Origin of the sequence: Cryobacterium sp. Y50 (assembly GCF_002929805.1) — a bacterium.
Lineage (GTDB): Bacteria > Actinomycetota > Actinomycetes > Actinomycetales > Microbacteriaceae > Cryobacterium.
The window spans coordinates 1-23,762 of sequence record NZ_PJJM01000062.1; the positions used below are offsets into that span (position 1 = coordinate 1).

At 62.5% G+C, this 23,762-nt stretch carries 24 protein-coding genes; 18 read left to right on the forward strand and 6 right to left on the reverse strand.

Annotation, left to right across the window (positions count from 1 at the left end; genetic code table 11):
- Positions 1–470: 470 nt before the first annotated feature.
- The 11 genes from CXY73_RS02490 (at position 471) to CXY73_RS02535 (ending at position 10,441) form a co-directional block, all read left to right on the forward strand.
- Positions 471–833: a DUF488 domain-containing protein gene (locus CXY73_RS02490; protein ID WP_104134514.1), complete on the forward strand. Its 363-nt coding sequence runs from the start codon at positions 471–473 to the stop codon at positions 831–833.
- Positions 830–1,432 (forward strand): hypothetical protein, encoded by a 603-nt coding sequence (locus tag CXY73_RS02495; protein ID WP_104176727.1) that lies wholly within the window; start codon positions 830–832, stop codon positions 1,430–1,432. Before CXY73_RS02490 ends, CXY73_RS02495 begins: the two co-directional genes overlap by 4 nt.
- A gap of 71 nt (positions 1,433–1,503) precedes the next feature.
- Positions 1,504–2,103, forward strand: a complete 600-nt coding sequence (locus CXY73_RS02500) for a carboxymuconolactone decarboxylase family protein (protein ID WP_158253997.1) — start codon at positions 1,504–1,506, stop codon at positions 2,101–2,103.
- 376 nt (positions 2,104–2,479) lie between these two features.
- Positions 2,480–3,703, forward strand: coding sequence for an MFS transporter (locus CXY73_RS02505; RefSeq protein ID WP_199185254.1), 1,224 nt, complete (start codon positions 2,480–2,482; stop codon positions 3,701–3,703).
- A gap of 686 nt (positions 3,704–4,389) precedes the next feature.
- Positions 4,390–6,831 carry a nitric-oxide reductase large subunit gene (locus tag CXY73_RS02510; RefSeq protein ID WP_233198094.1) on the forward strand — a complete coding sequence of 814 codons (2,442 nt, stop codon included), beginning with the start codon at positions 4,390–4,392 and terminating at the stop codon, positions 6,829–6,831.
- Positions 6,831–7,595: a hypothetical protein gene (locus CXY73_RS02515; RefSeq protein ID WP_104176730.1), complete on the forward strand. Its 765-nt coding sequence runs from the start codon at positions 6,831–6,833 to the stop codon at positions 7,593–7,595. Before CXY73_RS02510 ends, CXY73_RS02515 begins: the two co-directional genes overlap by 1 nt.
- A complete protein-coding gene (locus CXY73_RS02520; RefSeq protein WP_104176731.1) occupies positions 7,595–8,395 on the forward strand; it encodes a slipin family protein in 801 nt (266 codons plus the stop codon). Before CXY73_RS02515 ends, CXY73_RS02520 begins: the two co-directional genes overlap by 1 nt.
- Positions 8,392–8,664, forward strand: a complete 273-nt coding sequence (locus CXY73_RS02525; protein WP_104176732.1) for a hypothetical protein — start codon at positions 8,392–8,394, stop codon at positions 8,662–8,664. Before CXY73_RS02520 ends, CXY73_RS02525 begins: the two co-directional genes overlap by 4 nt.
- A gap of 927 nt (positions 8,665–9,591) precedes the next feature.
- Entirely contained in the window at positions 9,592–9,723 is a 132-nt protein-coding gene (locus tag CXY73_RS23150; RefSeq protein ID WP_255411347.1) for a hypothetical protein, read from the forward strand.
- A gap of 241 nt (positions 9,724–9,964) precedes the next feature.
- Positions 9,965–10,189, forward strand: coding sequence for a hypothetical protein (locus CXY73_RS02530; RefSeq protein ID WP_104176733.1), 225 nt, complete (start codon positions 9,965–9,967; stop codon positions 10,187–10,189).
- 33 nt (positions 10,190–10,222) lie between these two features.
- Positions 10,223–10,441 (forward strand): hypothetical protein, encoded by a 219-nt coding sequence (locus CXY73_RS02535; RefSeq protein WP_104134503.1) that lies wholly within the window; start codon positions 10,223–10,225, stop codon positions 10,439–10,441.
- Between the two features lie 6 nt (positions 10,442–10,447).
- Here the strand turns inward: CXY73_RS02535 and CXY73_RS02540 are convergent, their stop codons facing one another.
- Complete coding sequence (locus CXY73_RS02540; protein WP_104134502.1) at positions 10,448–10,732, reverse strand: hypothetical protein; 285 nt, start codon at positions 10,730–10,732, stop codon at positions 10,448–10,450.
- Positions 10,733–11,057: 325 nt separating this feature from the next.
- Between CXY73_RS02540 and CXY73_RS02545 the strand changes: the two genes are divergently transcribed.
- The 4 genes from CXY73_RS02545 to CXY73_RS02560 all read left to right on the forward strand — a co-directional run bounded on the left by CXY73_RS02545 (position 11,058) and on the right by CXY73_RS02560 (position 14,926).
- Positions 11,058–12,086, forward strand: a complete 1,029-nt coding sequence (locus CXY73_RS02545; protein WP_104134501.1) for an NAD(P)-dependent alcohol dehydrogenase — start codon at positions 11,058–11,060, stop codon at positions 12,084–12,086.
- A gap of 53 nt (positions 12,087–12,139) precedes the next feature.
- Positions 12,140–12,733 (forward strand): hypothetical protein, encoded by a 594-nt coding sequence (locus tag CXY73_RS02550; protein ID WP_233198095.1) that lies wholly within the window; start codon positions 12,140–12,142, stop codon positions 12,731–12,733.
- Positions 12,730–14,295, forward strand: a complete 1,566-nt coding sequence (locus tag CXY73_RS02555; protein ID WP_104176734.1) for a GMC family oxidoreductase — start codon at positions 12,730–12,732, stop codon at positions 14,293–14,295. The genes CXY73_RS02550 and CXY73_RS02555 overlap by 4 nt, the downstream gene beginning before the upstream one ends.
- Before the next feature lie 100 nt (positions 14,296–14,395).
- Positions 14,396–14,926 carry a YbhB/YbcL family Raf kinase inhibitor-like protein gene (locus CXY73_RS02560; RefSeq protein ID WP_104134500.1) on the forward strand — a complete coding sequence of 177 codons (531 nt, stop codon included), beginning with the start codon at positions 14,396–14,398 and terminating at the stop codon, positions 14,924–14,926.
- Positions 14,927–14,986: 60 nt separating this feature from the next.
- On the opposite strand, the gene CXY73_RS23410 is transcribed toward CXY73_RS02560, so the two are convergent.
- From CXY73_RS23410 to CXY73_RS02580, 4 genes are all read right to left on the reverse strand, one after another.
- Positions 14,987–15,190: an IclR family transcriptional regulator C-terminal domain-containing protein gene (locus CXY73_RS23410; RefSeq protein WP_146071591.1), complete on the reverse strand. Its 204-nt coding sequence runs from the start codon at positions 15,188–15,190 to the stop codon at positions 14,987–14,989.
- Positions 15,126–15,968 (reverse strand): transposase, encoded by an 843-nt coding sequence (locus tag CXY73_RS02570; protein WP_104176736.1) that lies wholly within the window; start codon positions 15,966–15,968, stop codon positions 15,126–15,128. Before CXY73_RS02570 ends, CXY73_RS23410 begins: the two co-directional genes overlap by 65 nt.
- Before the next feature lie 25 nt (positions 15,969–15,993).
- Positions 15,994–16,179, reverse strand: a complete 186-nt coding sequence (locus CXY73_RS02575) for a hypothetical protein (RefSeq protein ID WP_104176737.1) — start codon at positions 16,177–16,179, stop codon at positions 15,994–15,996.
- A gap of 108 nt (positions 16,180–16,287) precedes the next feature.
- A complete protein-coding gene (locus CXY73_RS02580; protein WP_146071592.1) occupies positions 16,288–16,482 on the reverse strand; it encodes a hypothetical protein in 195 nt (64 codons plus the stop codon).
- A gap of 325 nt (positions 16,483–16,807) precedes the next feature.
- On the opposite strand from CXY73_RS02580, the gene CXY73_RS02585 reads away from it, so the two are divergent.
- Together CXY73_RS02585 and CXY73_RS02590 are read left to right on the forward strand one after the other, a co-directional pair.
- Positions 16,808–20,707, forward strand: a complete 3,900-nt coding sequence (locus tag CXY73_RS02585) for a Pls/PosA family non-ribosomal peptide synthetase (RefSeq protein WP_199185256.1) — start codon at positions 16,808–16,810, stop codon at positions 20,705–20,707.
- Positions 20,708–20,714: 7 nt separating this feature from the next.
- Positions 20,715–22,043, forward strand: coding sequence for a M1 family metallopeptidase (locus tag CXY73_RS02590; RefSeq protein ID WP_104176739.1), 1,329 nt, complete (start codon positions 20,715–20,717; stop codon positions 22,041–22,043).
- Here the strand turns inward: CXY73_RS02590 and CXY73_RS02595 are convergent.
- Positions 22,040–22,648 (reverse strand): 4'-phosphopantetheinyl transferase superfamily protein, encoded by a 609-nt coding sequence (locus CXY73_RS02595; protein ID WP_158253998.1) that lies wholly within the window; start codon positions 22,646–22,648, stop codon positions 22,040–22,042. The genes CXY73_RS02590 and CXY73_RS02595 overlap by 4 nt on opposite strands.
- A 50-nt stretch (positions 22,649–22,698) precedes the next feature.
- Here CXY73_RS02595 and CXY73_RS02600 point away from each other — a divergent pair, with 50 nt between their 5' ends.
- Complete coding sequence (locus CXY73_RS02600; protein ID WP_104176741.1) at positions 22,699–23,715, forward strand: magnesium and cobalt transport protein CorA; 1,017 nt, start codon at positions 22,699–22,701, stop codon at positions 23,713–23,715.
- Positions 23,716–23,762: the final 47 nt, after the last annotated feature.

The window sequence follows — 23,762 nt, forward strand, 5'->3', positions numbered from 1 at the left end:
CAGCGTCCACGAGGTCGCTCTGAATGGAAGATACGGCGTGAACTCGTCTGCTCAACACACCCTCCAGTCCGGCTCTCGCTGCTCGCAAAGCGGGCAATGATGTTCTTTATCGCCTTCGGAAGATGCCAACCTTTATGAGTCAGTTTCTTAGGCGGTCATTGAGTTCGTTTCTTCCTTCTCAGGTTCGTTGATCTAGGACGTCATCGGGAACGTGGCTGGCTGCGGGTACTGCTGAACGAAGCGCTCAGGGTGCTCGGTAGAAGCCGTCTGAGAACGCGGGAGCGAGCGTGCTGAATAGCCGGTGCGCGGCCGTGGTGAACGTTGGCTAGAAAGCGTCCTTTACACGAAAGATGGCTAGTGGTGCAGCGGCCCACGACTGTTCGAGGGCGGTTCTCAGAGCAGATCAGGTGCCTACAAGCTGGGCCGCCCGTAACCTTGACGTTGAGACCGATTGTTGGGGAGGTTGCATGATGGTTGCGAAACCGGACATACATGTTCGCCGCGTGTATGACGAGGCTGAGGAGCAGGACGGAGTTCGGGTCCTAGTGGATCGCATCTGGCCACGCGGCATGACGAAGGTCAAGGCGGCACTGGACGAATGGTGCAAGGACGTCGCACCGTCGACGGCACTACGAAAGTGGTACAGCCACGACCCAGCCAAGTTCGAGGAATTCGCTCGACGCTACGGTGCCGAACTGGAACACGTCGAGCGCGGCAAGGCGCTGCAACATTTGAGAGATCTGGCTATTCGGCATCGTCTGACCCTGCTGACCGGCACTAAGAACCCGGATATCAGCGAAGCCGCAGTGCTCGCCCAGATTCTCCGCCGATGAAACAGAACCGGGTTCCGCTGCGCGCGGGCGACGCGAGCAGGGCTGCCGATAACCAGCAATCCGAACCGATGGCGGTAGATACCACCTCCGTCGGCGTGACCGACGGGGTGCGCGGATGCCTGTCAGATCTGGATGGTGTCATCACCAAAACGGCCGCCCAAAGCGGTGGCCGATTCGTACCTTTCGATGCTGTTGTCGATTACGACGCGTATGTTGACCGGAAATCCCGTGCCGACAGTACCCGCTCCTTCCCGGCATCTCGTGGGGTGAGCCTGCCGGAGGGCAGTGCCGAGGACGCATCCGAAACGGTCAACGGGCTCGGTAACCGGAAGAACGATATCGTCCGGCGCCACAACCGCAAGGATGGCGTCGAGGTGTATCAGGGATCGCTGCGTTTTGTGCGAGCGGTGCGATCGTGTGGTTTGCGTTGCGCGGTGGTGTCTTCCAGTACCAACTGCCAGGGCGTGTTCATCGCAGCCGGAAGAGCGGATCTTTTCGATCAGCGCATTGAAGGGCTGACTGCTAAGCGGAAGCCTTTGACGGAGAAGCCTGCCCCCGGCATATTCCTGGCTGGGGCGCACTGGCCCTGCCCCCGTTGAGTGGACACCTCACAAGAGAGAATGTTCCCAAGGGAAACACACGCAGGGACTTCACTCCTGAGTACAAAGACGTGGCCCGCGAGCTCGGCATCAACGAGGCATCGCTGGGCCGGTGGGTCAGCGCTTTCAAAGCCCGAAACGACACCGGCGAGACCATTGTCACCGAGTCGGAACGGGCCGAGGTGCTCCGGCTGCGGAAAGAGAACGCGGACCTGAAACTCGATCGGGCGTTCCTAAAAGAAGGGTCCATCTTCTTCGCCCAGGAAGCATCAGAGCTGGCGCTGGTGAAAATTCGTGCATCGCAGATCAATGGTTGTGCGTACTGCCTGGACATGCACGGGCGTGAAGCTCGAGCGGCGGGCATTGACCAGCGCCGCCTCGATGTGTTGGCTGGATGGGAGGAAGCGCCGAACGTGTACTCCGAACGCGAACGTGCCGCCATAGCACTCACTGAGGCGGTGACACTCATCGGAAACGGCGGTGTGTCGGACTCGTTGTGGGGGCAGGTGAGGGANCGCGATCAACGTGTGGAACCGTCTGGCGGTGAGTACTCACCAGAGCCTTCCACCGCAAACGACCTAACTAATCTCGCTACTCCTACGATCGGCGGGGAGAGATATACATCGACACGACGCACGCATAAACTTAATGGCCGTGACCTCATCGAATGAAAAGGTGCCTATTCTGCATCCGGTCTCACCAGACATTCGGTCTTCGCGCGACTGAACAAGTAGCCCGCAGCATCGCTGAAGCGATCGTTAATGCATGCATGTGGTCATCCATATTTCTAATGCGTTTCATCACGTACTGTATTAGTTTTTACCACGCGAGCTTATGGCAACCGCCTCAGGCTACAGTCCATTTCACAAGGGGAGAAAGAACAACGATCACGCAAAAGAACACAAAGCCAAACTTTGGTGTGCCGTCAGCCGCCCGTCAACGAACTCTTCTCGCCTTTAATCGCGTAACGGTACCTGGTTCTGACTTAATCGGGACGGCCGTGTATGCCGTCGTGTTCGGTGTTTTATTTCCACGTGGCGCGCGCCGTTGAGTTCTGATGATTTCAACGTGGCCAAGGTACCGACGTGCACTGCCGGGGGGACGGCTTTAGATCAAGCGCCACGCGGGTTCCTCGCCCTGGTCACCGCGGCGGCATTTCTGACTTTCGCGCAGGCTTTCATGGTCGCCCCGATCCTGCCCCAGTTAGCGCAGGCGTTCCACACCGACTCCGGAACGATAGGTCTGGCCGTCCCGGCCTATCTAGTTCCCTACGGGGTGATGACGTTGCTGTGGGGGCCGCTCTCCGACCGGGTTGGACGACGTCCAATCATTCTCGGTTCGTTGCTGACGTTCGCCGTTCTCACCGCGGGCACAGCGCTGTCTGGCACAGCCGGAATGTTCATGTTGATGCGTCTTGTGACCGGGGCGGCGGCTAGCGGGGTTGTCCCAATTTCCTTGGCGTTGATTGGTGATGTGTTCCCTTTTGCTCAGCGTGGCAGGGCGTTGGGGTGGTTGTTCGGTGGGATGGCCGGAGGCATCGCGGTTGGCTCTACCGCCGGCGCCGTGGCCGAACCGTTCATCGGCTGGGAGGGGTTGTTTTTCGTATCCTCAGTCGGTATTTTGGCAATCGGGGTGTTATCCGTTTTTTTGCTGCCCGTCTCACATACGACGCGGGACGCGCCGCCGTGGAATGCTGTAATCGCGGCATACGGGAAGTTGCTGTTTATTTCACGAGGCCGGCGGACTTACAGCTATGTGCTCCTCAACGCAGTGCTGCACTCCGGGATCTACACGTGGCTTGGGCTGTACCTGGTCCAACGTTTCGGGCTTGGCCCGATCGGGGTTGGTTTGGCGCTGCTCGGATACGGGATTCCTGGATTCCTCTTCGGCCCGATTATCGGGAAGTTGGCCGATCGCTATGGGCGGGCGAGAATCATCCCGGTAGGGGTGCTCGTCGCCGGAGTGTGCGCGCTCATCCTGGCCATTGAGGCACCGTTGCCAGTTGTAGTAATAACCATCGCGGTGCTGTCTCTGGGGTACGACATGACACAACCGCTGCTGGGAGGTATCGTCACGGATTTGCCCGGTACCGTCGGTCAGGCGGTAGGCCTGATGGCGTTCGTCTTGTTCATCGGATTAGGTCTGGGGAGCCTGGTTTTCCAGGGCCTGTTAGTGATGGGCTTCTCCCTGGCTCTCGCGGTCTTCGGAACAGCGGCCTTGCTAGCCGCGGGAATCGGACTGCGCCTCTTTCGGGGAGAGCGGGCCCCGTGACCAGGGGTCCTCACATAGGCGTCTTGGGTTGATATATTTTGGGGCAACTCTTTGATGGCTATTCCAGGATGAATGCACGGCCACGCCAATGGGCGTGGCGTTTTGTCTTATACAAACCACTCGTGTGTACACGTTGATATTTTTCACAAGTCGGCCACAGTTTATAGTTCCCATCCAACAAAAACCGCGTGAATCCGGAGAACCAGAACACAGCCCCTCTTCCATGTCCAGACCCCTGGTGACGGTGTGTGGCTCCGATCAGACAGCTCACGCGTATGGGAAGATTCTGATTCTGATTCAGATTCAGGTCGCCAGCACCCTGCGAACACCGATCCAAAAGGAGAACCATTGAATTTAAGTGGCCATCCGTCTAACTGCCGTGATCATGCAGCAGGCGTCGGAATATGCCCGCATCAAGCGAGTGCCGATAAATTACCGCTGTTGCCCACTGTGCAGACCGAGCGTATTCAGCCGGATAGTGACGAGACCGGGCCAATGCGGACCATAAAACGCGTTGAGACCTGGCTGTGAGCGTTCGCAAAGCGACTATCGAACCCGACATTACAGCAGTTACATTGATAACCACTTTGATTCAAAGGTAATTTGATTCTTTTAATGTCCACTAACCTCAGAGCAGCGGCTGGGCCCGTTTAGGGAGTCGTCAGACAAGAGGGAAGGCTTCCCACGTGGTTCGAATTCGAGCAAAAGCAAAACAGGTGCGATCTGAGTTGATGGTCTCCAAGGGGTGGATCCAGGGGGTGGCCCTGGTGATGGTCTTTGGTTTTGCTGTCATGGGTTTTCTCGCATTGAGGACCTACACCGATTCGATGCCTCAGCCGAAACAGGTGGTCGACTCGCAGGGTGAGGTTATTTTCACAGGCGCTGAAATCACTGATGGTCAGCAGACGTTCGCCGGTCGCGGGCTGCAGCAGTACGGCTCGATCATGGGTCATGGCGGGTATCTGGGGCCGGATTACACGGCCGACTATCTGCGTCGCTCGGCAGGGTTCGTGCTGGAGGCCCTCACCGCTTCGGGCGTGCAGGACCCGCAGGGCGAACTGGTCGAGATGATGCGTACCAACCGCTTCGACGTCGCCTCGGGTGACCTGGTCTTCACCGACCTGCAGATCGCCGCTTTTAAAGACATAACCCAGCACTACGCTGAGTATTTCGGTTCTCCGACCACGCAATACGGGCTCATTCCCAACGTCATCACCGACCCGGCGGAGGTGCACGAGCTCACGGCTTTCTTCGCATGGACGGCCTGGGCATCCGCTGCCGAACGGCCGGGACACGACTATTCCTACTCGAATAACTGGCCCGCGGAACCGCTCGTTGACAATGCGCCCACCGCCGATATCATCGTTTGGAGTGCGCTCTCGCTGATATCCCTGATGGTCGCCCTCGGCACGCTTTTTGGCTTGTATGGTCGGTGGAGTAAGAAGATGGGCTGGCAGCATGGGGAAGAGACCCCTGCGTTGTCATTCCGGCAGCCGGGCGAGGTGAAGGTGACGCCGGCGCAGTCCGCTACTGCCTGGTTCTTCTTTGTCGTTGCGTTGATGTTCCTCGCCCAGGCGTTTCTCGGGGCTGCCATCGAGCACTACCGGGCCGACCTATCCAGCTTCTTTGGTATCGACCTCGCGCAGATTCTGCCCTTCAACCTCGCGCGCACCTGGCATGTGCAGCTCTCGTTGCTATGGACGGCCGCGTCGTTCCTCGCCGCGGGTATTTTTCTCGCGCCGTACATTTCCGGGCGCGAGCCGAAGCGCCAGCACTGGCTGGCCTATGGGTTGCTTGGCGCGCTCGCTGTCGTCATCGCTGGCTCTTTCGTCGGCGAGGCGATGAGTGTTTTCGGTGTCGAAGCGGCTAAGGATTCGATCTTCTGGGGTATGCAGTGGGAGTACATTGACCTGCCGAAGGTGTGGCAAGGGATGCTCGTTGTTGGCCTGACGCTCTGGATCGTGATTATCTACCGTGGTATTCGGGCTCGGCTCAAGTCGGAGCACCGTTTCAACTTGCCATGGCTGTTTTTCTATTCCGGTCTCGCGATTCCTGCGTTCTACGCGGTGGGCATGCTTGCCGGTACCGAGGTGCACCTCAGCGTGGCTGAATTCTGGCGCTTCTGGGTCGTGCATCTCTGGGTTGAGGACTTCCTGGAATTGTTCACAACCGTAATGGTCGCGTACATCTTCGTGATGCTCGGCGTCGTACGGCACAAAATTGCTATGCAGATCATTCTGCTCGACGTTATTCTCTACTCCGCCGGCGGAATCCTTGGCACCATGCATCACCTGTATTTCTCGGGAACCCCGGTGGAGCACATGGCGCTGGGGGCGTTCTTTTCCGCCCTTGAAGTGATTCCGCTGACCTTCCTGACCATCGAGGCGTGGAGTTTTCTGCAGCTCGGATCGCGGCAGGAGTCTCGCAGCTCGGCCCCGTTCCCCCACCGCTGGGCGGTCATGTTTCTCGTAGCGGTCGGATTCTGGAACTTCCTCGGCGCGGGGATCTTTGGATTCCTAATCAATCTGCCGATCATTTCGTACTACGAGATCGGTACGGCCCTCACGGCCAACCACGCCCACGCCGCCATGATGGGTGTCTACGGGATGCTCGGGGTCGGCTTAGCCCTGTTCGCGCTGCGCTATCTGATTCCGGCGAACCGCTGGCCAGATCGACTGGCGAAATTGTCGTTTTGGTGCCTGAACCTTGGCCTGGCCTGGATGACGTTCGCGACCCTGCTGCCGCTCGGTGTCATTCAGCTGTGGCATTCCATCAACGACGGGTACTTCGAGGCGCGCAGCCTAAACTTCATCACCGAACCCGGTAACGCCGTGCTCGAATGGCTGCGGTTGCCCGGTGACGTACTCTTCATCGTCGGTGGTGTCATGCCGTTCGTCTGGATCGCCTGGCTCGGCGTGCGCTACCGCATCAAGGGCAGCACCCAAGATGTGCCCATGGAGGCGCTGTTTGTGGAAGCGCAGCCGGCGGTATCCGTCTCCGCGTACCGTGCCGAACCGACGATCGAGGACGGGTCCCCGGCCGGGAGCACGAGCGGATACGCCTCGGACAACCGATCGACCACCGACTCAAAAACCGACGATGACACCCGCCCGGTGGACGGCTCCTGATGGGGGCCATCGATTCGGAGGTCTGGTTCGCGCTCACCTACGGCGGATTTCTGCTGATTGTGGCGCACATCCTCGACCTTCTCGCGCGGCGGACCGCTACCAAGACGACCGCCGCGCGGTCGGGGGGCTTCACCTACCACGAAGACCACGACGCCTGGAAATGCTCGGAAGACCAGTGGTTGTGGCCGATCTCCTTCGACCCCGACAACCGGGTGACGCGCTATCAGGCTAGTGCGACCGTGTGCAATCCGTGCCCGCTGAAAGACACCTGCACTACCTCGGACACCGGCCGTCAGGTCGCCCGCAACATTGACCCCTGGCCGAGTTCGGAGGCGGAGCGATTCCACCGGGGAATCGCCTGCGTCGTCGTAGTACTCGGCCTGGTCTGGCCGCTAGCCACGATGCTGCAACAGCGCACCGGGGTTGAACTCGTGATCCTGGGGGCGGCAGCTGTCATCACCGCCGTGTGTAGCTGGCCGCTCTGGTCGCACCTGCGGCGCAGCCCGGCCGGGTTTCCCGCACACCTACGCCACGAAGGTCTCGAAGAGAGTGTCGCGACTCGGGAAGCTGGCCGTCTCAGGGAGGTCGCCCGCGGCTACGGCAACATCAGAAAAACCGGTCCGAGACAGGTTCCCGGCCCCGCCAAAACGACAGGAGACACCGTGCGTTCACCGTATTCCGCCCGCTGGACCGAACGGGAAGCGGAATCCGACCCCGGCCTACCCGGTGCGGCCACCGCGTGGACCCGAGGGGAGAATCGCTGATGGCGTGGCTGATTGTCCTCCTGGTCGTGCTCGGCCTGGTATTGATTTGGTTCGCGGCCTCGTTCAAGGTCTTGCAGGAATACGAACGGGGCGTCACTTTTCGCTTTGGGCGGTTGCGTCCAATTCGCCAACCCGGAGTGCAGATCGTCTTCCTTGGAATCGACACCATGGTGCGCGTCGATCTGCGCATCGTGACGCTCACGATTCCGCCGCAGGACGTCATCACCAAGGACAACGTACCCGCCCGGGTGAATGCGGTCGTGCTGTTCCAAGTCACCGACCCGGTTCGGTCGGTGATGGGGGTGGAAAACCACGCCGTGGCTACCTCGCAGATGGCGCAGACCACACTGCGTTCCGTTGTCGGGCGTGCCGACCTCGACACCCTGCTGGCGCACCGCGCCGATCTCAACGAGGATCTCGCCCGCAATATCAACGCCCAGACCGAACCGTGGGGCGTTGAGGTCAAGGTCGTCGAGATCAAGGACGTCGAGATCCCACAGGCAATGCAGCGGGCGATGGCCCGCGAGGCAGAAGCCGAGCGGGAACGTCGAGCGAAGATCATCAACGCACACGGTGAGTTGCAGGCCTCGGAGGAACTCGGGCAAGCGGCCGAGATTCTCAGCCGCAACCCGGCGTCGTTGCAGCTGCGCTATTTGCAGACGCTGCTCGAGCTCGGAGCCGACCATAACTCCACGGTGGTCTTCCCGCTGCCGATGGATATCATCGGGCCATTCCTCAGTAAGGTCCCTCAGTGGCTCGACAAGCAAACTGTTCCCGTTCCGGACGGGAACCACTTATGAGTGAGGTTCAGCGGGAGAAGAACCGGCCAGCCTCGCCTGCGCACCGCACTCGGTGCATCCGTCAGATGCTCGCGGGATCATTTATCGGTCTGCTCGCGCCAATCTTCGGATTCTTTGTCGGCACGATCGTGCGGGCCGACGTGACTGTCGGCGGACTGGAGCCGCTTCTGTTCTGGATGCTGATCGGTATGTTTGTAGGCATGGCCGCGGTGGGTGTCGCGATTCGAGGCGCCATGCAGTGGGTCGCCGGCAAGCACAACCTTTCGTAACTACGCCCAGACGCTTCGTGCCAGGCCGAATTCACGACCGGGTGCTTTGTGTCTGTGCCGGTTTTCTACCCGGGTCGCGCCGGCTACTCGCGGGCCGGCTCGTTCGCACAACTCGGATCCGCAGTGAGCGGATCGCCGGTGACCGCGCAGTCGTGTAAGCCTGAGCCGCCGCAGACCGTGCAGAACTCGCCCTGGCTTCCGAAGGTGTCGCGGAGCACAGACCTTACAACAGATCGGCGTCGCGCTAGATCTCGGGGAATGGTTGGTCGCGCACCCAGCCGGGCGCTATCGGCAGGAACCAGCTCCGTAGGCCATCCCGACGTGGTCGACGAAGACGAATCCACGTCCGGAGTTGACGTCGATCGAGGCCTGCGCGGCACGCGGTTTTGATTCACCTCCGGTGGGTAGATCGGTGATGACGCGCCGCAGTGTGGGCGGCCGTGGCAAGCTGGGCGTTTTCTAGCCAATGTCTCAACACTCAATCAAATATGGGCTATTCCCTTAGCGGGAACGTGCCGCGCGTTCGAGCACCTCAGAGGTGGGCGCTCACGAGATGGAGCGTTCTGTCCGGGCCGCGGCGACCGCATCAGTTGATGAGGGTGAATTCGTTCGCTGGTCGCACCGTGGTGGGGTGCTCATCCGGCCGCGGTACGCCGCCGGAGATGTGGAAGCAGTACAGCGACGAGATTGGGCAGCTGTGCTAGCAGCTCCGCAACGTTCCCGTGACGGCTCGGGCCACGTGGGCGCATGTCGCCCGCGAGACTGCCGGCGGCTTCGCCGCATGGTCGCAGCGCGTCGAGGCGACACCAGGACCACTCGCGCAGACGTCGCAGGAGTGGGCCCGCTCGGCGGATCTTCGGGCGTACCAATCGCGGCCGAAACCGGGCGAGCTGGGGTCGACGTCAAACGCTGCCATGATTCTCATGCATGCATGCACCCAGCGGTGGTCGGGGCGCGATGGCTGAGGCGATCATGCCCCGGCAGCTGGGCCGGGTGTCGGTGGCGATTCTTGACATGCACAGCGCGGTCGGTGACGCCGGGCCGACCAAGTCACGCTGATGCTGCGCAACCAGTTTGCCGCGGTCACCGATCGACTCTCGGCTGTCCCCAGTAAGACCGCACAGCCGGACTCACGCACACCAGCTGATGTTCCTGACGTCGTGCGACAGACGACCGAGGGGCTTGCGGCGCCGGGAACCGGTTCGCCGGGCCCAACCGCGCTACAACTCACCAAGCGCAAGTCCCCAGCCGCGCCGCCCGAGCGTGACGGGTTGGGCAGAGACTAAACGAAAGGAAGATTGTGGCTGAAGAAACTGACGGTGTCGGCGAGACGTTCGACGATTCGTTGCGCATCGCACTGACTATTGCGTCACAGTTCGGAGAAAGCATCGCTCGGCTGCACGAGCAGCTGGTATGGCAGCGCGAAGCGAGCGCAGGCCAGGAGGCACGCGAGTTGCAGGAACGCTTTGAAGTTGAGCGTGGAGCCACCCGAGCCTGCCTCATACCAGTCAAACAACCCGAATAGTGGAACCAAGCCACCCCGGAGGACATCGTCGGCGTGAACGAGACTGTCACGGCGTGGCGCGACGTCGATGACGTTGCCCGTGACGCCGGTGACACCATCAAACACGAGGTGTGCGAACGCTACAACATCGACGTTGACGCGCCCGGAGCGGATCCCGCAGCTGTTGCTGCGGCGTTTTGGGACGCGGCGCGCGACCGTGCCGATGCCGTTACCGAGCGGCTGCGAGCTGGTGAAGACCTCACCGCGAGCTAGCTCCTCTTAGCCAACGCCGACCGACACGAGCGGGAGGCTCAGGAAGCGGCCGACCACGACTGGAATGCCAGCGACTTCGAGACAGCCGCCAGTACCTACCTTAACTCTCACGACGACGAGCGCAAGCAGGTCGCCGAAGTCGCCGGCCAGGCGCGCGTCGAGCGCGGTTCGGGGGAACTGAAATACGACAGCTCCGAGCGTCGCGAACGATTCGCCGCGAGCTTTGAAGGCAAGACAGATTAAAAGACGATCAACGCGCGCATCCTCGCAGACGATGAAAACGCCCAGCATCCAAGGGAGGCAGTCCTGTCTCAGCCGGGCAAGGCCGCTAAATCACGCCGCAATGGCAAGAGCGGCGTGCAGCGGCGGGCTTTCACAGCGAGCCTGCCCACGATCGAAGACGATCGAGGGGGGATCGAGTCGGATTGAGACCAGATACCCCGGGACGTGAATTGGCGTTGACGGAAGAATGGCAACCTTCATGAGTCCGGTAATCAATTTGGGGCGCGACACACCAGTTCTCATTCTGTGATAACTGACATGGTATGGCGTTATGGGTTGTCTCAGACTGGACTTCGTGACGGTTTGGTTTGTGTGATCTCGATGAGGAGGAATTGTGAAGGCTGTTCGTCTGCACCATTACGGGGAAAATCCGAAGATCGAGGATGTGAGCGAGCCCACTCTGATCGGGCCGTGGGATGTCATTGTTGACATTGGCGCGGCCGGTTTGTGTCGCACGGATCTTCACATTATTGAAGGGCAGTGGGATCCCATCCAGCACCCCCACCTGCCGTACACGCTCGGGCACGAGAACGCTGGCTGGGTTCGCGAAATAGGCAGCGCGGTACATAACGTGAAACCGGGTGACACGGTGATCATGCATCCGCTCACTAGTTGTGGTCTGTGCCCGGCGTGCAGAGTGGGCCAGGACTCGCACTGTGAGAACGCGACTTTTCCGGGAATTAACGCTAATGGTGGTATGGCTCAGCAGCTCCTGACCAATGCACGCGCAGTGGTCAGGCTGGACGCCGGGCTGCTGCCGCAGGATGTAGCCGCGCTGGCTGATGCTGGTCTGACCGCGTACCACGCCGTGCGTAAGGCGGCAGATGTTCTATTCCCGGGCACCCACGCGGTCGTAGTCGGTGCCGGTGGCCTCGGACACATCGGAATCCAGGCACTGGCTGCGATTACGAGTGCAACCATAACGGTCGTCGATCGCAGTGAAGCTGCCCTTGAGCTCGCTACGAAACTGGGTGCGCACCACACCGTCCTGTCAACGAGTGACGATGACGTCGAGAAGAAGGTGCTTGAGATTACGGAAGGTGGAGCACACGTCTTATTCGACTTTGTTGGAGAGCGCGGTGCGGAGTTGCTCGCTCCGCGTCTTCTGCGCAATCGCGGGTCGCATTACGTGATCGGCTATGGTGGCGCGGTCAATATCCCCACTATTGAGATTATTTCCCGTGAAATCAACGTCATTGGAAACCTGGTCGGAACCTACAACGACCTCGTGGAGCTCATGACGCTCACGGCTCAAGGCAAGGTCACGCTTCACACCGCTATCTATCCCTTGGACGCGGCCCTCGACGCGATTGCAGATTTAACTGCCGGGCGGATCGTCGGTCGTGGCATTCTCGTCCCCTAAGTAGCGAACACGAATTAGCACCAGTCGACAATTGTGAGCAAAGGAGCTCAATAATGGCCTTTCCAGCTAAGTATCCACAAATGAATGCGACGGAATTGACCGACGAAGCACGGAGCGTGCTCATCCGGGTCATTCGGGTCGCGTTTCCTCACCCGTCATTTCCCGATGGTCCCTATGAGCGGACGGCCGACACGATCTTGCGGGAGGCCGAGAACTCAACCTGGTTTCGGGTCGCGCTCACGCAGGGGCTTCTCACCCTGAGCAATCTGGCCGGAGGTGATTTTCGCGATCTGAACGACGAAGATGGCACCAAGGTTTTGCGCCGAATCGAGACCACGGAGTTTTTCGGTTTTATCAGGCGCACGACCGTGCTGAATTTGTATGACAACGAGGACGTCTGGGAGATCCTCGGCTACGAAGGGCCAAGCTTCGACAAAGGTGGCTACATCAACCGTGGCTTCAACGATCTTGATTGGCTTCCTGAAGCGCGGATCGAGAGCTACGACGGACCGGAGCAACTCGTCGAAATTGCCACGCCCGTGTCGGTGGCGCGCGTTCGCGGCGGTGAGAATGCGTCTGCAGTAGCTCGTGACACGAGCAATCAACCCGGTAAACGCGACGCAATCATGTCGGAGATGACGAAGTGACCAATATCGAGCATGATGAGGCAGCGATCGTCATCATCGGATCGGGAGCTGGCGGTGGAACGCTTGCTTATGAACTGACGGCGAAAGGTCTTCCGGTTGTGGTTCTGGAAGCGGGTCCCTACCTGCGCAACGAGGACTATGTCAACGACGAGTGGGAAGCCTTCAATCAGATGGCCTGGCTTGACCCACGAACCACGTCCGGATCCTGGCGAATCGCTCGCGATTTCCCCAACCTTCCGACCTGGATTGTGAAAGCGGTCGGTGGCACAACAACGCACTGGTCCGGTGCAACACCACGATTCAAAGCTCACGAATTCGCTGCGCGAAGCACCTACGGTCGGATCGACGGCGCCAACCTCCTCGACTGGCCGATCACCCTCGCCGAGCTTGCGCCGTACTACGACAAAGCAGAAGTAGCGATGGGATCGACGCACGTGCACGGTCGCAAGCCGCTACCCGCGAACAATAATTACAAGGTCTTCGCAAACGGCGCCAAACGGCTCGGATACAAATTTTACTCGACGGGCCCGTACGCGACGAACGCTGAGGAGTACGACGGCCGTCCGGCATCCGTTCAGGACGGCTTCAACTTTCAAGGTGACAAGAACAAGTCGAAATGGTCGACGCTGGTGCGCGAGATCCCTCGTGCCGAAGCGACAGGGTTGCTTGACCTGCGACCCGAGAGTCATGCGGTTCAGATCACCCACGATGCTTCAGGACGAGCAGACGCCGTGCTGTATCTCGACAAAGACGGCAACCTCCAACGACAGGCCGCGGGACTTGTCGCAGTAGCTGCGAACTCTATCGAAACACCGCGGCTGTTACTTCAATCCGCCAGCCCGATGTTCCCCGAGGGATTAGCCAACTCCTCCGGTCAGGTTGGCCGCAATTACATGCGACACACCACGGGTTCGGTCTACGCCCGGTTTAACGATCCGGTGCGAATGCACCGCGGTGAAACCATGGCCGGAGTGATCGCGGATGAGTCCAAGCATGACCCCGACCGCGGCTTCGCTGGTGGCTATTACCTGGAGACAATTTCACTGGGGCCGGCCTTCCTGGCCAGCTTCGGTGATCCCGGAGCGTGGGGTCGTGGATTCACCGAAATTCTTGAGGCGTATGCCAACACGGCCGGGCTCTGGGTCGTCGGCGAAGACCTGCCGCAGGAAAGTAACCGCGTCACGCTGAACACGACGGTGTCTGACAAGAATGGCCTACCCGTTCCCAACGTGAACTTCGACGACCATGTCAACGATATCGCCATGCGAGATCACGGATACGCCCAGGCAGAGCTGCTGTATGAAACTGTTGGTTCGGTCGGTGCGCAGCGCACTCCCCCGTACCCGTCCACGCACAATATGGGTACGTCTCGAATGAGTGCGCGGCCCGAGGATGGTGTCGTTGATAGCTGGGGACGTGCCCACGACGTGCCCAACTTGTTTACTAGTGATGGGTCTGTCTTCACCACGAGCGCAGCCGCCAATCCCACGCTCACGATCGTGGCCTTGGCCATTCGGCAGGCCGAGTACATCGCTGATCAACTGAAAACAGGAGGAATCTGAGCTAGGTAAAAGGGCCAGATCCGTGTGGCGCGGATCGGCTCTTCCCGAAGCAGTCCCTTCATCTCTTCCCACGCAACGTACAAGATTGAGGAAAAACACTATGGCTACAACTCCCTATGATCTGATCAAGAAGGTTCCTGCCTTTACCGTGACGAGTACTGACGCGATTGACGGACAGGAATTCTCCCTGCCCCAGGTCAGTGGAATCTTCGGCGCTGGCGGTGAGGACACCAGTCCCCAACTCAGTTGGAGCGGATTTCCGCCGGAAACGAAGAGTTTCGCCATTACTGTCTATGACCCGATGGCGCCCACTGGCGCAGGGTTTTGGCACTGGGCCGTAATGGACATCCCGGCGAACGTGACGTCGCTGGAGAGCGGCGTCGGCGACGAGAACGGAGCGGGCCTCCCCCAGAAAGCCCATCAGTTGAAAAATGATGCCGGCCTCGCCCGCTACCTTGGCGCAGCCCCGCCAGCCGGCGATGGCGTGCACACCTATTTCATCGCTGTGCACGCCCTGGACGTTGAATCCCTCGGACTCGACAAGGGAGCGACCCCGTCATTTCTCGGCTTCAACATGTCCGGGCACACGCTCGCTCGCGCCGTGATTGCACCATGGTGGGAAGCCAAATAGACGTTCCCTGCACTTATAGGCGAAGGTTCGGCATCACTAGGATGGCGAACCTTCGCCTTTTCACCTGACACCGCCCGTACCAGCCGACGGTCGACGCACCTGTCCCGAACGGTAATACTTGCTCACCTGATTCGATGCATCACGCAGCACACGCTCAAGTTCTCGTTCGCGAGTTCCGGAAATCTGGCCAGTCGGTGCGCTAATAGCAACAGAGCCAACGATCATCCCTGCACTGTTGCGCACACCAATCGCAGCGCAGGTCATACCTGGAACGAACTCTTCGCGTTCCCACGCGATTCCACGCGATTCCACGGTTGACGACGGCGGAAAGTTCTGCGTCCAGCTCGTCTCTTGACGTGATCGTGGTACTGGTCAATCGCGGCGTCCCGTGCACCTCCAGATACTGCCCCACCTGCTCAGTACTCATTCCAGCCAACAGAATCTTCCCAAACGCCGTCGCGTGCGCTGCTTCATGAAAACCAAAGTTCAAGGGCACGAGACGCGGATGCGCGGGAGAGTCGACCACATACGCGACGACGACATCCGCACCGCGATACACCGCGAAGTAACCAGCCGTCTGCGCCGCCTCGTGCAGACGGACAATCTCCGCCCGAACAGGGGCCGGGACGCCAATTTGCCGATGCAAAGAGACTCCGAGTCGATCGAGCTTATAGCCGAGCTCAAATCGACGTTCACCTTTCAGATGAACGAGATAATCACCCTGAACCAAGGCCTGTAGAAGACGATAAACGGTGGGAAGGGGATACCCCAGAGCCTGAGAGACATCTTTGGCAGAAGCACCTCCGCGCTCCGCAACAATCTCAAGGATCGCGAGGGTCTTCTCCACCGTCACAACCCCTGATCCACGCATAGTGCCGCGCTCTTCTTCGATCCCCTCTTTCCAGACGCGAACCCAGTTGCCCAGCGTTCCCTCGTCGACCCCGATCTCGGGCGCCACTTGAGCGATCGGCCGGCCCGATGAAATCACCAGCTCGACGGCCTCGACCCGGAACTTGGCGCTGAACTTACGACGATTAGTCATGAAACAGATTCTCCTAACGTCTGTCTCAATTCACCATACGGGCGTAGCCGTGGCAGAACAGCAGGATGAAGGATTTGAGGTGGTGCACCACGCAGGCAACGCCTGCTGCGGCGGCCATAGCAGCGCTGAAGGTCTTGGTGGCCGGCAGGGTGTTTCGGCTGGAGGCTGCGACGCTGGCAAGGTAACGCGTGATCCTCGCAAGCGTGCCCACATTTTGCCCACACTTGAAAAAACTTTGGGTGAATCTGGATACCTCATTGTGACCCAAAACGTGGAATTCACGCGGTTCTTGACCCCGCCAACGACGCTGACCGGTCAATTATTGGAGTTCGCGTCCCTCGAGGAGCGCCGGGCAGTGGTTAGGAATCCACGGGGCGTTGCACTCGATCGGCGAGGTCTCCGTGTCGAGGGCCGCCGCGCTTATGCCGCGCGCGTCAGGATGTAGTTCGTCGTAGAAGTGAACGGCCGCCTCTTCCTTCAGACGCGCCCAGGTGGAGTTCGATACGTACTTCACGGGCAAATGCTCCATTCGCCCCCCGAAGGCGAGACATTACCCATTATTTTCGGCTGCGAAACGGGAAGTGCTGCGACGACACCCCCGAGGTGCGGCCGAAAGGAAGCGGATGCGCGAGCGCGTTTCGTCGAGACTCCGCACGCCACTGCCAGGCCGGACGACGCTCGGCGGCGGGGTTGTTCACCTGCGCGTTACCGGTGAGTTCTAGACTGGTGTTTTCGCGCCGTGCACCACTGCCACGACCAGATCAAGGAGCAGTGTGAGCGAGCACCAGAGCCAAAGTCATCAGAACACGTCGGATCGGGGCACGCACGGTCAAGAGGCGCTGGCGGCGGCCCACCGGGCCAAGCCGGCTCGCACCCTCGCCGACATTATTGCGGAAACCGCGGCGCAGCATCCGGATGCTTTAGCCCTGGAAGACGCGGCCGGAACGATCAGCTACCGCGGCCTGCTGCTACGCGTGCAGGCACAGGCGAATGCGCTGAGTCTGGCCGGGGTACGGCGTGGCGACAACGTGGGAATTCGCATTCCGTCCGGCACCCGCGACCTGTACGTGTCGATTCTGGCCACGCTACTGGTGGGCGCCGCCTACGTGCCGGTCGACGCGGACGACCCGGAGGAACGAGCCCGGCTGGTCTTCGCCGAAGCCCACGTGGTCGGCATCATCGGAGGCGGCGGCGTGTTTGCGCCTCGCGACGGCCTCGACGTGCAGGCACTGCGCGCTCGTCGCGTCGAACCGCAGGAGGACCCCGCGCTGGTCTTTCCGACCGGCAACATTCCGACGCCCGGCGACGACGCCTGGGTCATCTTCACCTCCGGCTCGACCGGCGTGCCCAAGGGCGTCGCCGTCACCCACCGCTCGGCCGCAGCTTTCGTCGACGCTGAAGCCGGGCTCTTTCTGCAGGGCGAACCGATCGGAACCGGCGACCGCGTGCTGGCCGGCCTCTCGGTGGCCTTCGATGCGAGCTGCGAGGAAATGTGGCTGGCCTGGCGCAACGGAGCCTGCCTGGTGCCGGCGCCGCGTTCGCTCGTGCGCAGCGGCGCTGACCTCGGCCCGTGGCTGATCACCCACGGCATCACCGTGGTCTCGACCGTGCCGACCCTGGCCGCGCTCTGGCCGGAAGAGTCGCTCGAGGCCGTGCGCCTGCTCATCTTCGGCGGCGAGGCTTGCCCGCCCGAACTTGTCGCCCGCATCGCCACTCGCGGCCGCGAAGTCTGGAACACCTATGGGCCGACCGAGGCGACCGTCGTCGCCTGCGGCGCCCTCGTGGACGGTGTCGGTGAGATGCGCATCGGCCTGCCGCTCGACGGCTGGGATCTCGCCGTCGTCGACGCGGCCGGACACCGGGTCGCCCAGGGGGAGACCGGCGAGCTCATCATCGGCGGCGTCGGCCTGGCCCGTTACCTCGACGCCGAGAAGGACGCCGAGAAATTTGCCCCGCACCCGCAGCTCGGCTGGGATCGCGCCTACCGCAGCGGTGACCTGGTGCGCTTCGAAACGGCCGGCATCGTCTTTGCCGGCCGTGCCGACGATCAGGTGAAACTCGGCGGCCGCCGCATCGAGCTCGGTGAAGTGGATGCGGCCCTGGGCGCTCTTCCCGGAGTCGCCAGCGGCGCCGCCGTGGTGCAGACTACCCCGGCCGGAAACCACGTTCTGGTCGGCTATATCGCCCTCGCCAACGCGCGCGCACCGTTCGACCGGTCGGCCGCGATCGGCCGGCTGCGCGAGGAACTCCCCGCCGCGCTCGTGCCACTGCTCGCCATCGTCGACGCGCTGCCCACACGCACCTCGGGCAAGGTCGACCGGGCAGCACTGCCCTGGCCGTTGCCGGCCTCGGCCGACGAGGCCGCGGCGCTGTCGCCGACGGCTGCGTGGCTGGCAGAGGCGTGGGCATCCATTTTGGGCGTGCCGGTGACTGGACCCGACGATGATTTTTTCGCTCAGGGCGGCGGCTCGCTCTCGGCCGCGCAATTCGTGTCGGCCGTGCGCACCCGGCACCCCGAAACCACCGTCGCCGACCTCTACGACCACCCGCGCATCGGCTCGCTCGCCGAGGAACTCGACGCGCGCACTCCCGTCGAGGCCCCTTCGCTGCGCAGCGTACTGCCGACGCCAGCCTCAAGCCAGCTCGCGCAGACGCTGCTCGGCATTCCGCTGCACGTGCTGGGCGGCGCCCGCTGGCTGGTCTACCTCGCCATCATCAATAACCTGCTGAGCCTGGCCGGGGCTCCCGTTGCGCCGACGCTGTCCTGGTGGTGGGTGGCCCTGGGCTTTGCGCTGTTCGTGACGCCGCCCGGCAAGATGCTAATCGCGGTCGTCGCCGCACGGCTGCTATTGCGCAACCTGACGCCGGGCAACTACCCGCGCGGCGGCTCCATGCACCTGCGACTGTGGCTCGCCGAGCAGGTAGCCCTGCTCGTTGACGCTGCGAGCCTGGCCGGTGCGCCCTGGATCAGCTACTACGCCCGGGCGCTGGGTGCCGAGATTGGCCGCGACGTCGACCTGCACTCGCTGCCGCCGGTCACCGGCCTACTCAGCATCGGCGCCCAGGCCTCGATCGAACCCGAGGTCGACCTGGCCGGTCATTGGATCGATGGCGACGTGCTGCGGATCGGGCACCTGCACGTCGGCGCCGACGCCCGGATCGGCTCGCGCAGTACCCTGCTCGGTGGCGCCCATGTGGGTAACGGCGCGGAGATCGAGTCCGGCGCCGCCGTCTCCTCGCGGGTCCCGGCTGGAGAGCGCTGGGCCGGGTCCCCGGCCCGCCGGGTCGGATCGGCCCGACGTCCCTGGCCGGCCGAACGACCGGCACGAGCCAGCCGCTGGCTCGGCGCGTTCGCCACCGGCTCCGTTGCGATGACTGCGGTTCCCACACTTGCCCTCGCGCTCGGCGCGCTCATCGTCGGCGGCGCCGTCGGCGACACCGGCAATCTCGGTGTCGCCGTGCTGCGGGCCGCCCTGATCATGCCGGTCGCCGTTCTGGCCGGCGGGCTCGCTTACGCGCTGCTCGTGATCGCCTTCGTGAGAGCACTCGGTGTTGGGCTGCGGGAAGGCTACTATCCGGTGCGCAGCCGCATCGGTTGGCAGGTCTGGATGACCGAACGCATCCTGGACGGTGCCCGCAACGTGTTGTTTCCGGTCTACGCAAGCCTGCTCACCCCGACCTGGCTGCGCCTGCTCGGCGCCAAGGTGGGCGCCGACGTCGAGGCATCGACCGTGCTGCTGCTGCCCTCGCTGACAACCATCGCCCCGGCCGCCTTTCTCGCCGACGACACCATGGTCGCCTGCTACGAACTCGGCGGCGGCTGGATGCACATCGGCCCGGCCAAGATCGGTCGCAAGGCTTTTCTCGGCAACAGCGGCATGGCAGGCCCCGGTCGTACCGTGCCGCGCAACGGGCTCGTCGCGGTGCTCTCCTCGACGCCGCGCAAGGCTAAGCGCGGCTCCAGCTGGCTCGGCAACCCGCCGGCCCGCCTGCGGCGCAGGCAAACGGATGCCGACGACTCGCGAACGTTCCATCCTCCCGTTCGCCTGAAAGTTGCCCGGTCACTCTGGGAACTGCTGCGCATCGTGGCCGGGTTCACCACAGCGTGGATCGCGCTGCTCGTGCTTGCCCTGCTCGACCTGGTCTGGCTATGGCTGGGACTTGGCGCGGCCATCGCCCTGTCCGGCGTGGTCATGCTCGTGGCCGGCGCGGTCGCCGCCGCGGTCACGACGGTGGTCAAGTGGACGCTGGTCGGGCGGATCGACGCGTCGGAGCATCCGCTCTGGTCATCGTTCATCTGGCGCAACGAGGTGTCGGACAGTTTCGTGGAGATGGTGGCCCGCCCGTGGTTCGCCGAGAAAGCATCGGGCACGCCGGCGCTCGCCGTCTGGCTGCGCACCCTCGGCGCCACGGTGGGACGCGGCGTCTGGTGCGAAACCTACTGGCTGCCCGAAGCCGACCTCGTACGACTCGGCGCCGGCAGCACCGTCAACCGCGGCTGCGTCGTGCAAACCCACCTGTTTCACGACCGGATCATGCAGCTCGACGCGGTCGAACTCGCGGAGGGTGCCACCCTGGGCCCGAACGGTGTCATTCTGCCAGCGGCGTCAATCGATGCCGGAGCGACCGTCGGCCCCGGCTCGCTCGTGATGCGCGGCGAACGCGTGCCGACCGGGTCGCTCTGGTCCGGCAACCCGATCACGCCGTGGCACCAGCCGCCGTGGTCGAGCGTGGAATAGTTGACTGATGGGCCAGACTCTGCAGACCACTTACGGTGCCGCCAGCGCCGGCGACCCCTATATTCCTACCTCCGGCAACGGCGGCTACAGCGCCGAGCACTATGAGCTGACCCTCGACTACCGAGTGGCCACCAACCGGCTGAACGCCACCGCGATCATCACCGCGCGGGCGCTGATGCGGCTGGACCGATTCAGTCTCGATTTCGCCGGCCTCAGTATGGAAAAAGTCACAGTGAACCGTGCGCGGCCGGCGAAGGTGACGCACACGGCCCGCAAACTCGTGATCACGCTCGCCACACCGGTGGAAGCCGGGGCCCTGTTTGAGGTCGTGGTGCGCTATCGCGGGGCGCCGCATCCGGTGCGCAGCAATTGGGGTGATGTCGGCTGGGAAGAACTCGACGACGGCGTACTCGTCTCCGGGCAGCCCTGCGGGGCCCCCTCTTGGTTTCCGTGCAATGACCATCCGAGCAACAAAGCCACGTTTCGCATCACCGTCGGCTGTGAATCGGGGTACACCGTGGTGTCCAACGGGGTGTTGTCGGCGCAGTCGAGCCGCTCCGGGCGCACCAGCTGGACCTTCGATGTGCGGGAGCCGATGGCCACCTACCTCGCGACCGTGCTGATCGGGCGCTATCGCCGCAGTGACCTCGCTGCCTGGCCGGTCGCCCACAGCCTGTACTTTCCGGCTGAACTGACGACCCGGGTCAGCACCGACTTCGCCCGCCTCACCGAGATGATTGCGTTTTTCGCCGACCGATTCGGCCCGTATCCGTTCGCGTCGTACTCCGTCGTGGTCACCGAGGACGAGCTGGAGATTCCGCTCGAGGCGCACGGCCTAGCCGTGTTTGGCAGCAACCACGTCGATGGCAACCACGGCAGCGACCGGCTGATCGCCCACGAACTGGCGCACCAGTGGTACGGCAACAGCCTCACAGTGGCCCGCTGGCAGGACATCTGGCTGCAGGAGGGCTTCGCCTGCTACGCCGAATGGCTCTGGGAGGAGCAGCGCGGCGGTCGCACCGCCGACGTTCTGGCCGCCCTGCACCGCGGCAAGGTCGCTGCGCTGCCCCGCGACATCGTCGTCGGAGACCCGGGCCCGCACGCCATGTTCGACGACCGCGTCTACAAGCGCGGAGCGCTCGCTCTGCACGCCATTCGCAAGTCGCTCGGTGACGAGGCCTTCTTCTCAGCCCTGCGCGCCTACACGTCGGCCCGGCGGCACGGGTACGTCTCCACCGACGACTTCATCGAGTTCTTCGCCGAGCACACCGGCAGTCGGGCGATCGGCGGGTTCGTCGCTCGCTGGGTGCAAGAGCGACCCCTGCCGAGCCTCTAGAGCAGCACGATCTGGCGTGCTTTCGGACCGAGAGTGGCCACCGTTCCGACCAGACCTGGCCCAGCGTCAAAGCTCGTGAGGTGTACCTGGCTCAGATCGAGGCTGCTGCCCGGCCAGCTCAGCAAAGCGGATGCCGCCCCGCCCCGCCCCGCCACGCTCAGCTCCCGTGGGTCCACAGTCAGCCCCGAGCCGGACAGCTTAAGCACCGCTTCCTTCGCCGTCCAGAGCCCTGCGCGCACCCGGTCACGCTCACCCACCGGCACCGCCTGCAGGACTTCGCGCTCGCCCCCGTTGAATGCGACGTCGTCGAACCCGGCCCGGCTGACAGCGCCGACGCTCTCAATGTCGACACCGAGTGGCCCGACCAACGAGACGGCGACGGCGACGGTCGAGGCGGCGCGGCTCAGGCTCACGAAGGCACCCGGCGGCCGCAGCACACGGGGTTTCCCATGCGTACCGCCGCAGCGCTCGCAGCGCTGCTCGATTGTGACCTCGGCAAGCTCGATCCGCAAGACCCACGCGACGGCCTCGGCCAGGTGCTGACGGTCGGGCGCGGGGAGCGGCGCCCGCGGAGCCAGGAGGAGGGAGACATCCGTTTGCGTCACAGTGCAACCGTACCCGAGTGGCACACTGGAACTTCGAGCAAGGAGAACCCATGGCGCTGGTCGACAACGCGGTCTACGTGGACGGGCGCCGGGTGGCGACGCCGCCGAGCCTGGACGAGACCTTCGAGGTTATGAAGGAGCATAAGGGCTTCGCCTGGATCGGACTGTACCGGCCGAGCGAGCAGGAAGTGCGCGCCGTCGCCACCGAGTTCAGCCTGCACCATCTGGCCATTGAGGATGCTTTCAAGGGCCATCAACGGTCGAAGATCGAGCGCTATGGCGACATCCTGTTCGTCGTGCTGCGTCCGGCGCGCTACATAGACGACGAAGAACGCGTCGAATTCGGTGAGCTGCACGTGTTCGTCGGGCCCGACTTCGTCGTGACCATCCGTCACGCGGAATCGCCCGACCTGGCCCAGGTGCGCGATCGCATGGAGAGCACCCCGCACCTGCTCGCCCTCGGGCCGGAGGCCGTGCTCTATGCGATTCTCGACCAGGTCGTCGACGAGTACGGGCCGGTCGTGGCCGGCCTCGAAAACGACATCGATGAGATCGAAGACCAACTCTTCGACGGCGACCAAGAGGTCAGCCGGCGCATCTACGCCCTGTCCCGCGAGGTGATCGAATTTCAGCGGGCCACCCAGCCGCTCGTGAGCATGTTTGAGGCCATGCAGCGCGGCTTCGACAAGTACAACGTCGACCTGGAGCTACACCGGCACCTGCGCGACGTGCTCGACCACACCCTGCGCATCGTCGAACGCGGCGACGCGTTTCGGCAACTGCTGCAAAACGCGCTCACAGTGCACAGCACCCTGGTGGGACAAGCCCAGAACGACGAAATGCGGCACCTGTCGGAGACCAGTCTCGCGCAGAGCGAGGAAGTCAAGCAGATCTCCAGCTGGGCTGCCATTCTGTTCGCGCCGACCCTGGTTGGGACCATCTACGGAATGAACTTCGACCATATGCCCGAACTGCACTGGGTCATTGGCTACCCGCTGGCGCTCGCTCTGATGTTCGGCATGGGGTTGACCCTGTATCTCGTGTTCAAGCGTCGAAACTGGCTATGAGGGGCCAATACACGCGAAACCCCGGTCGCCTCAGGGCAAACCGGTGA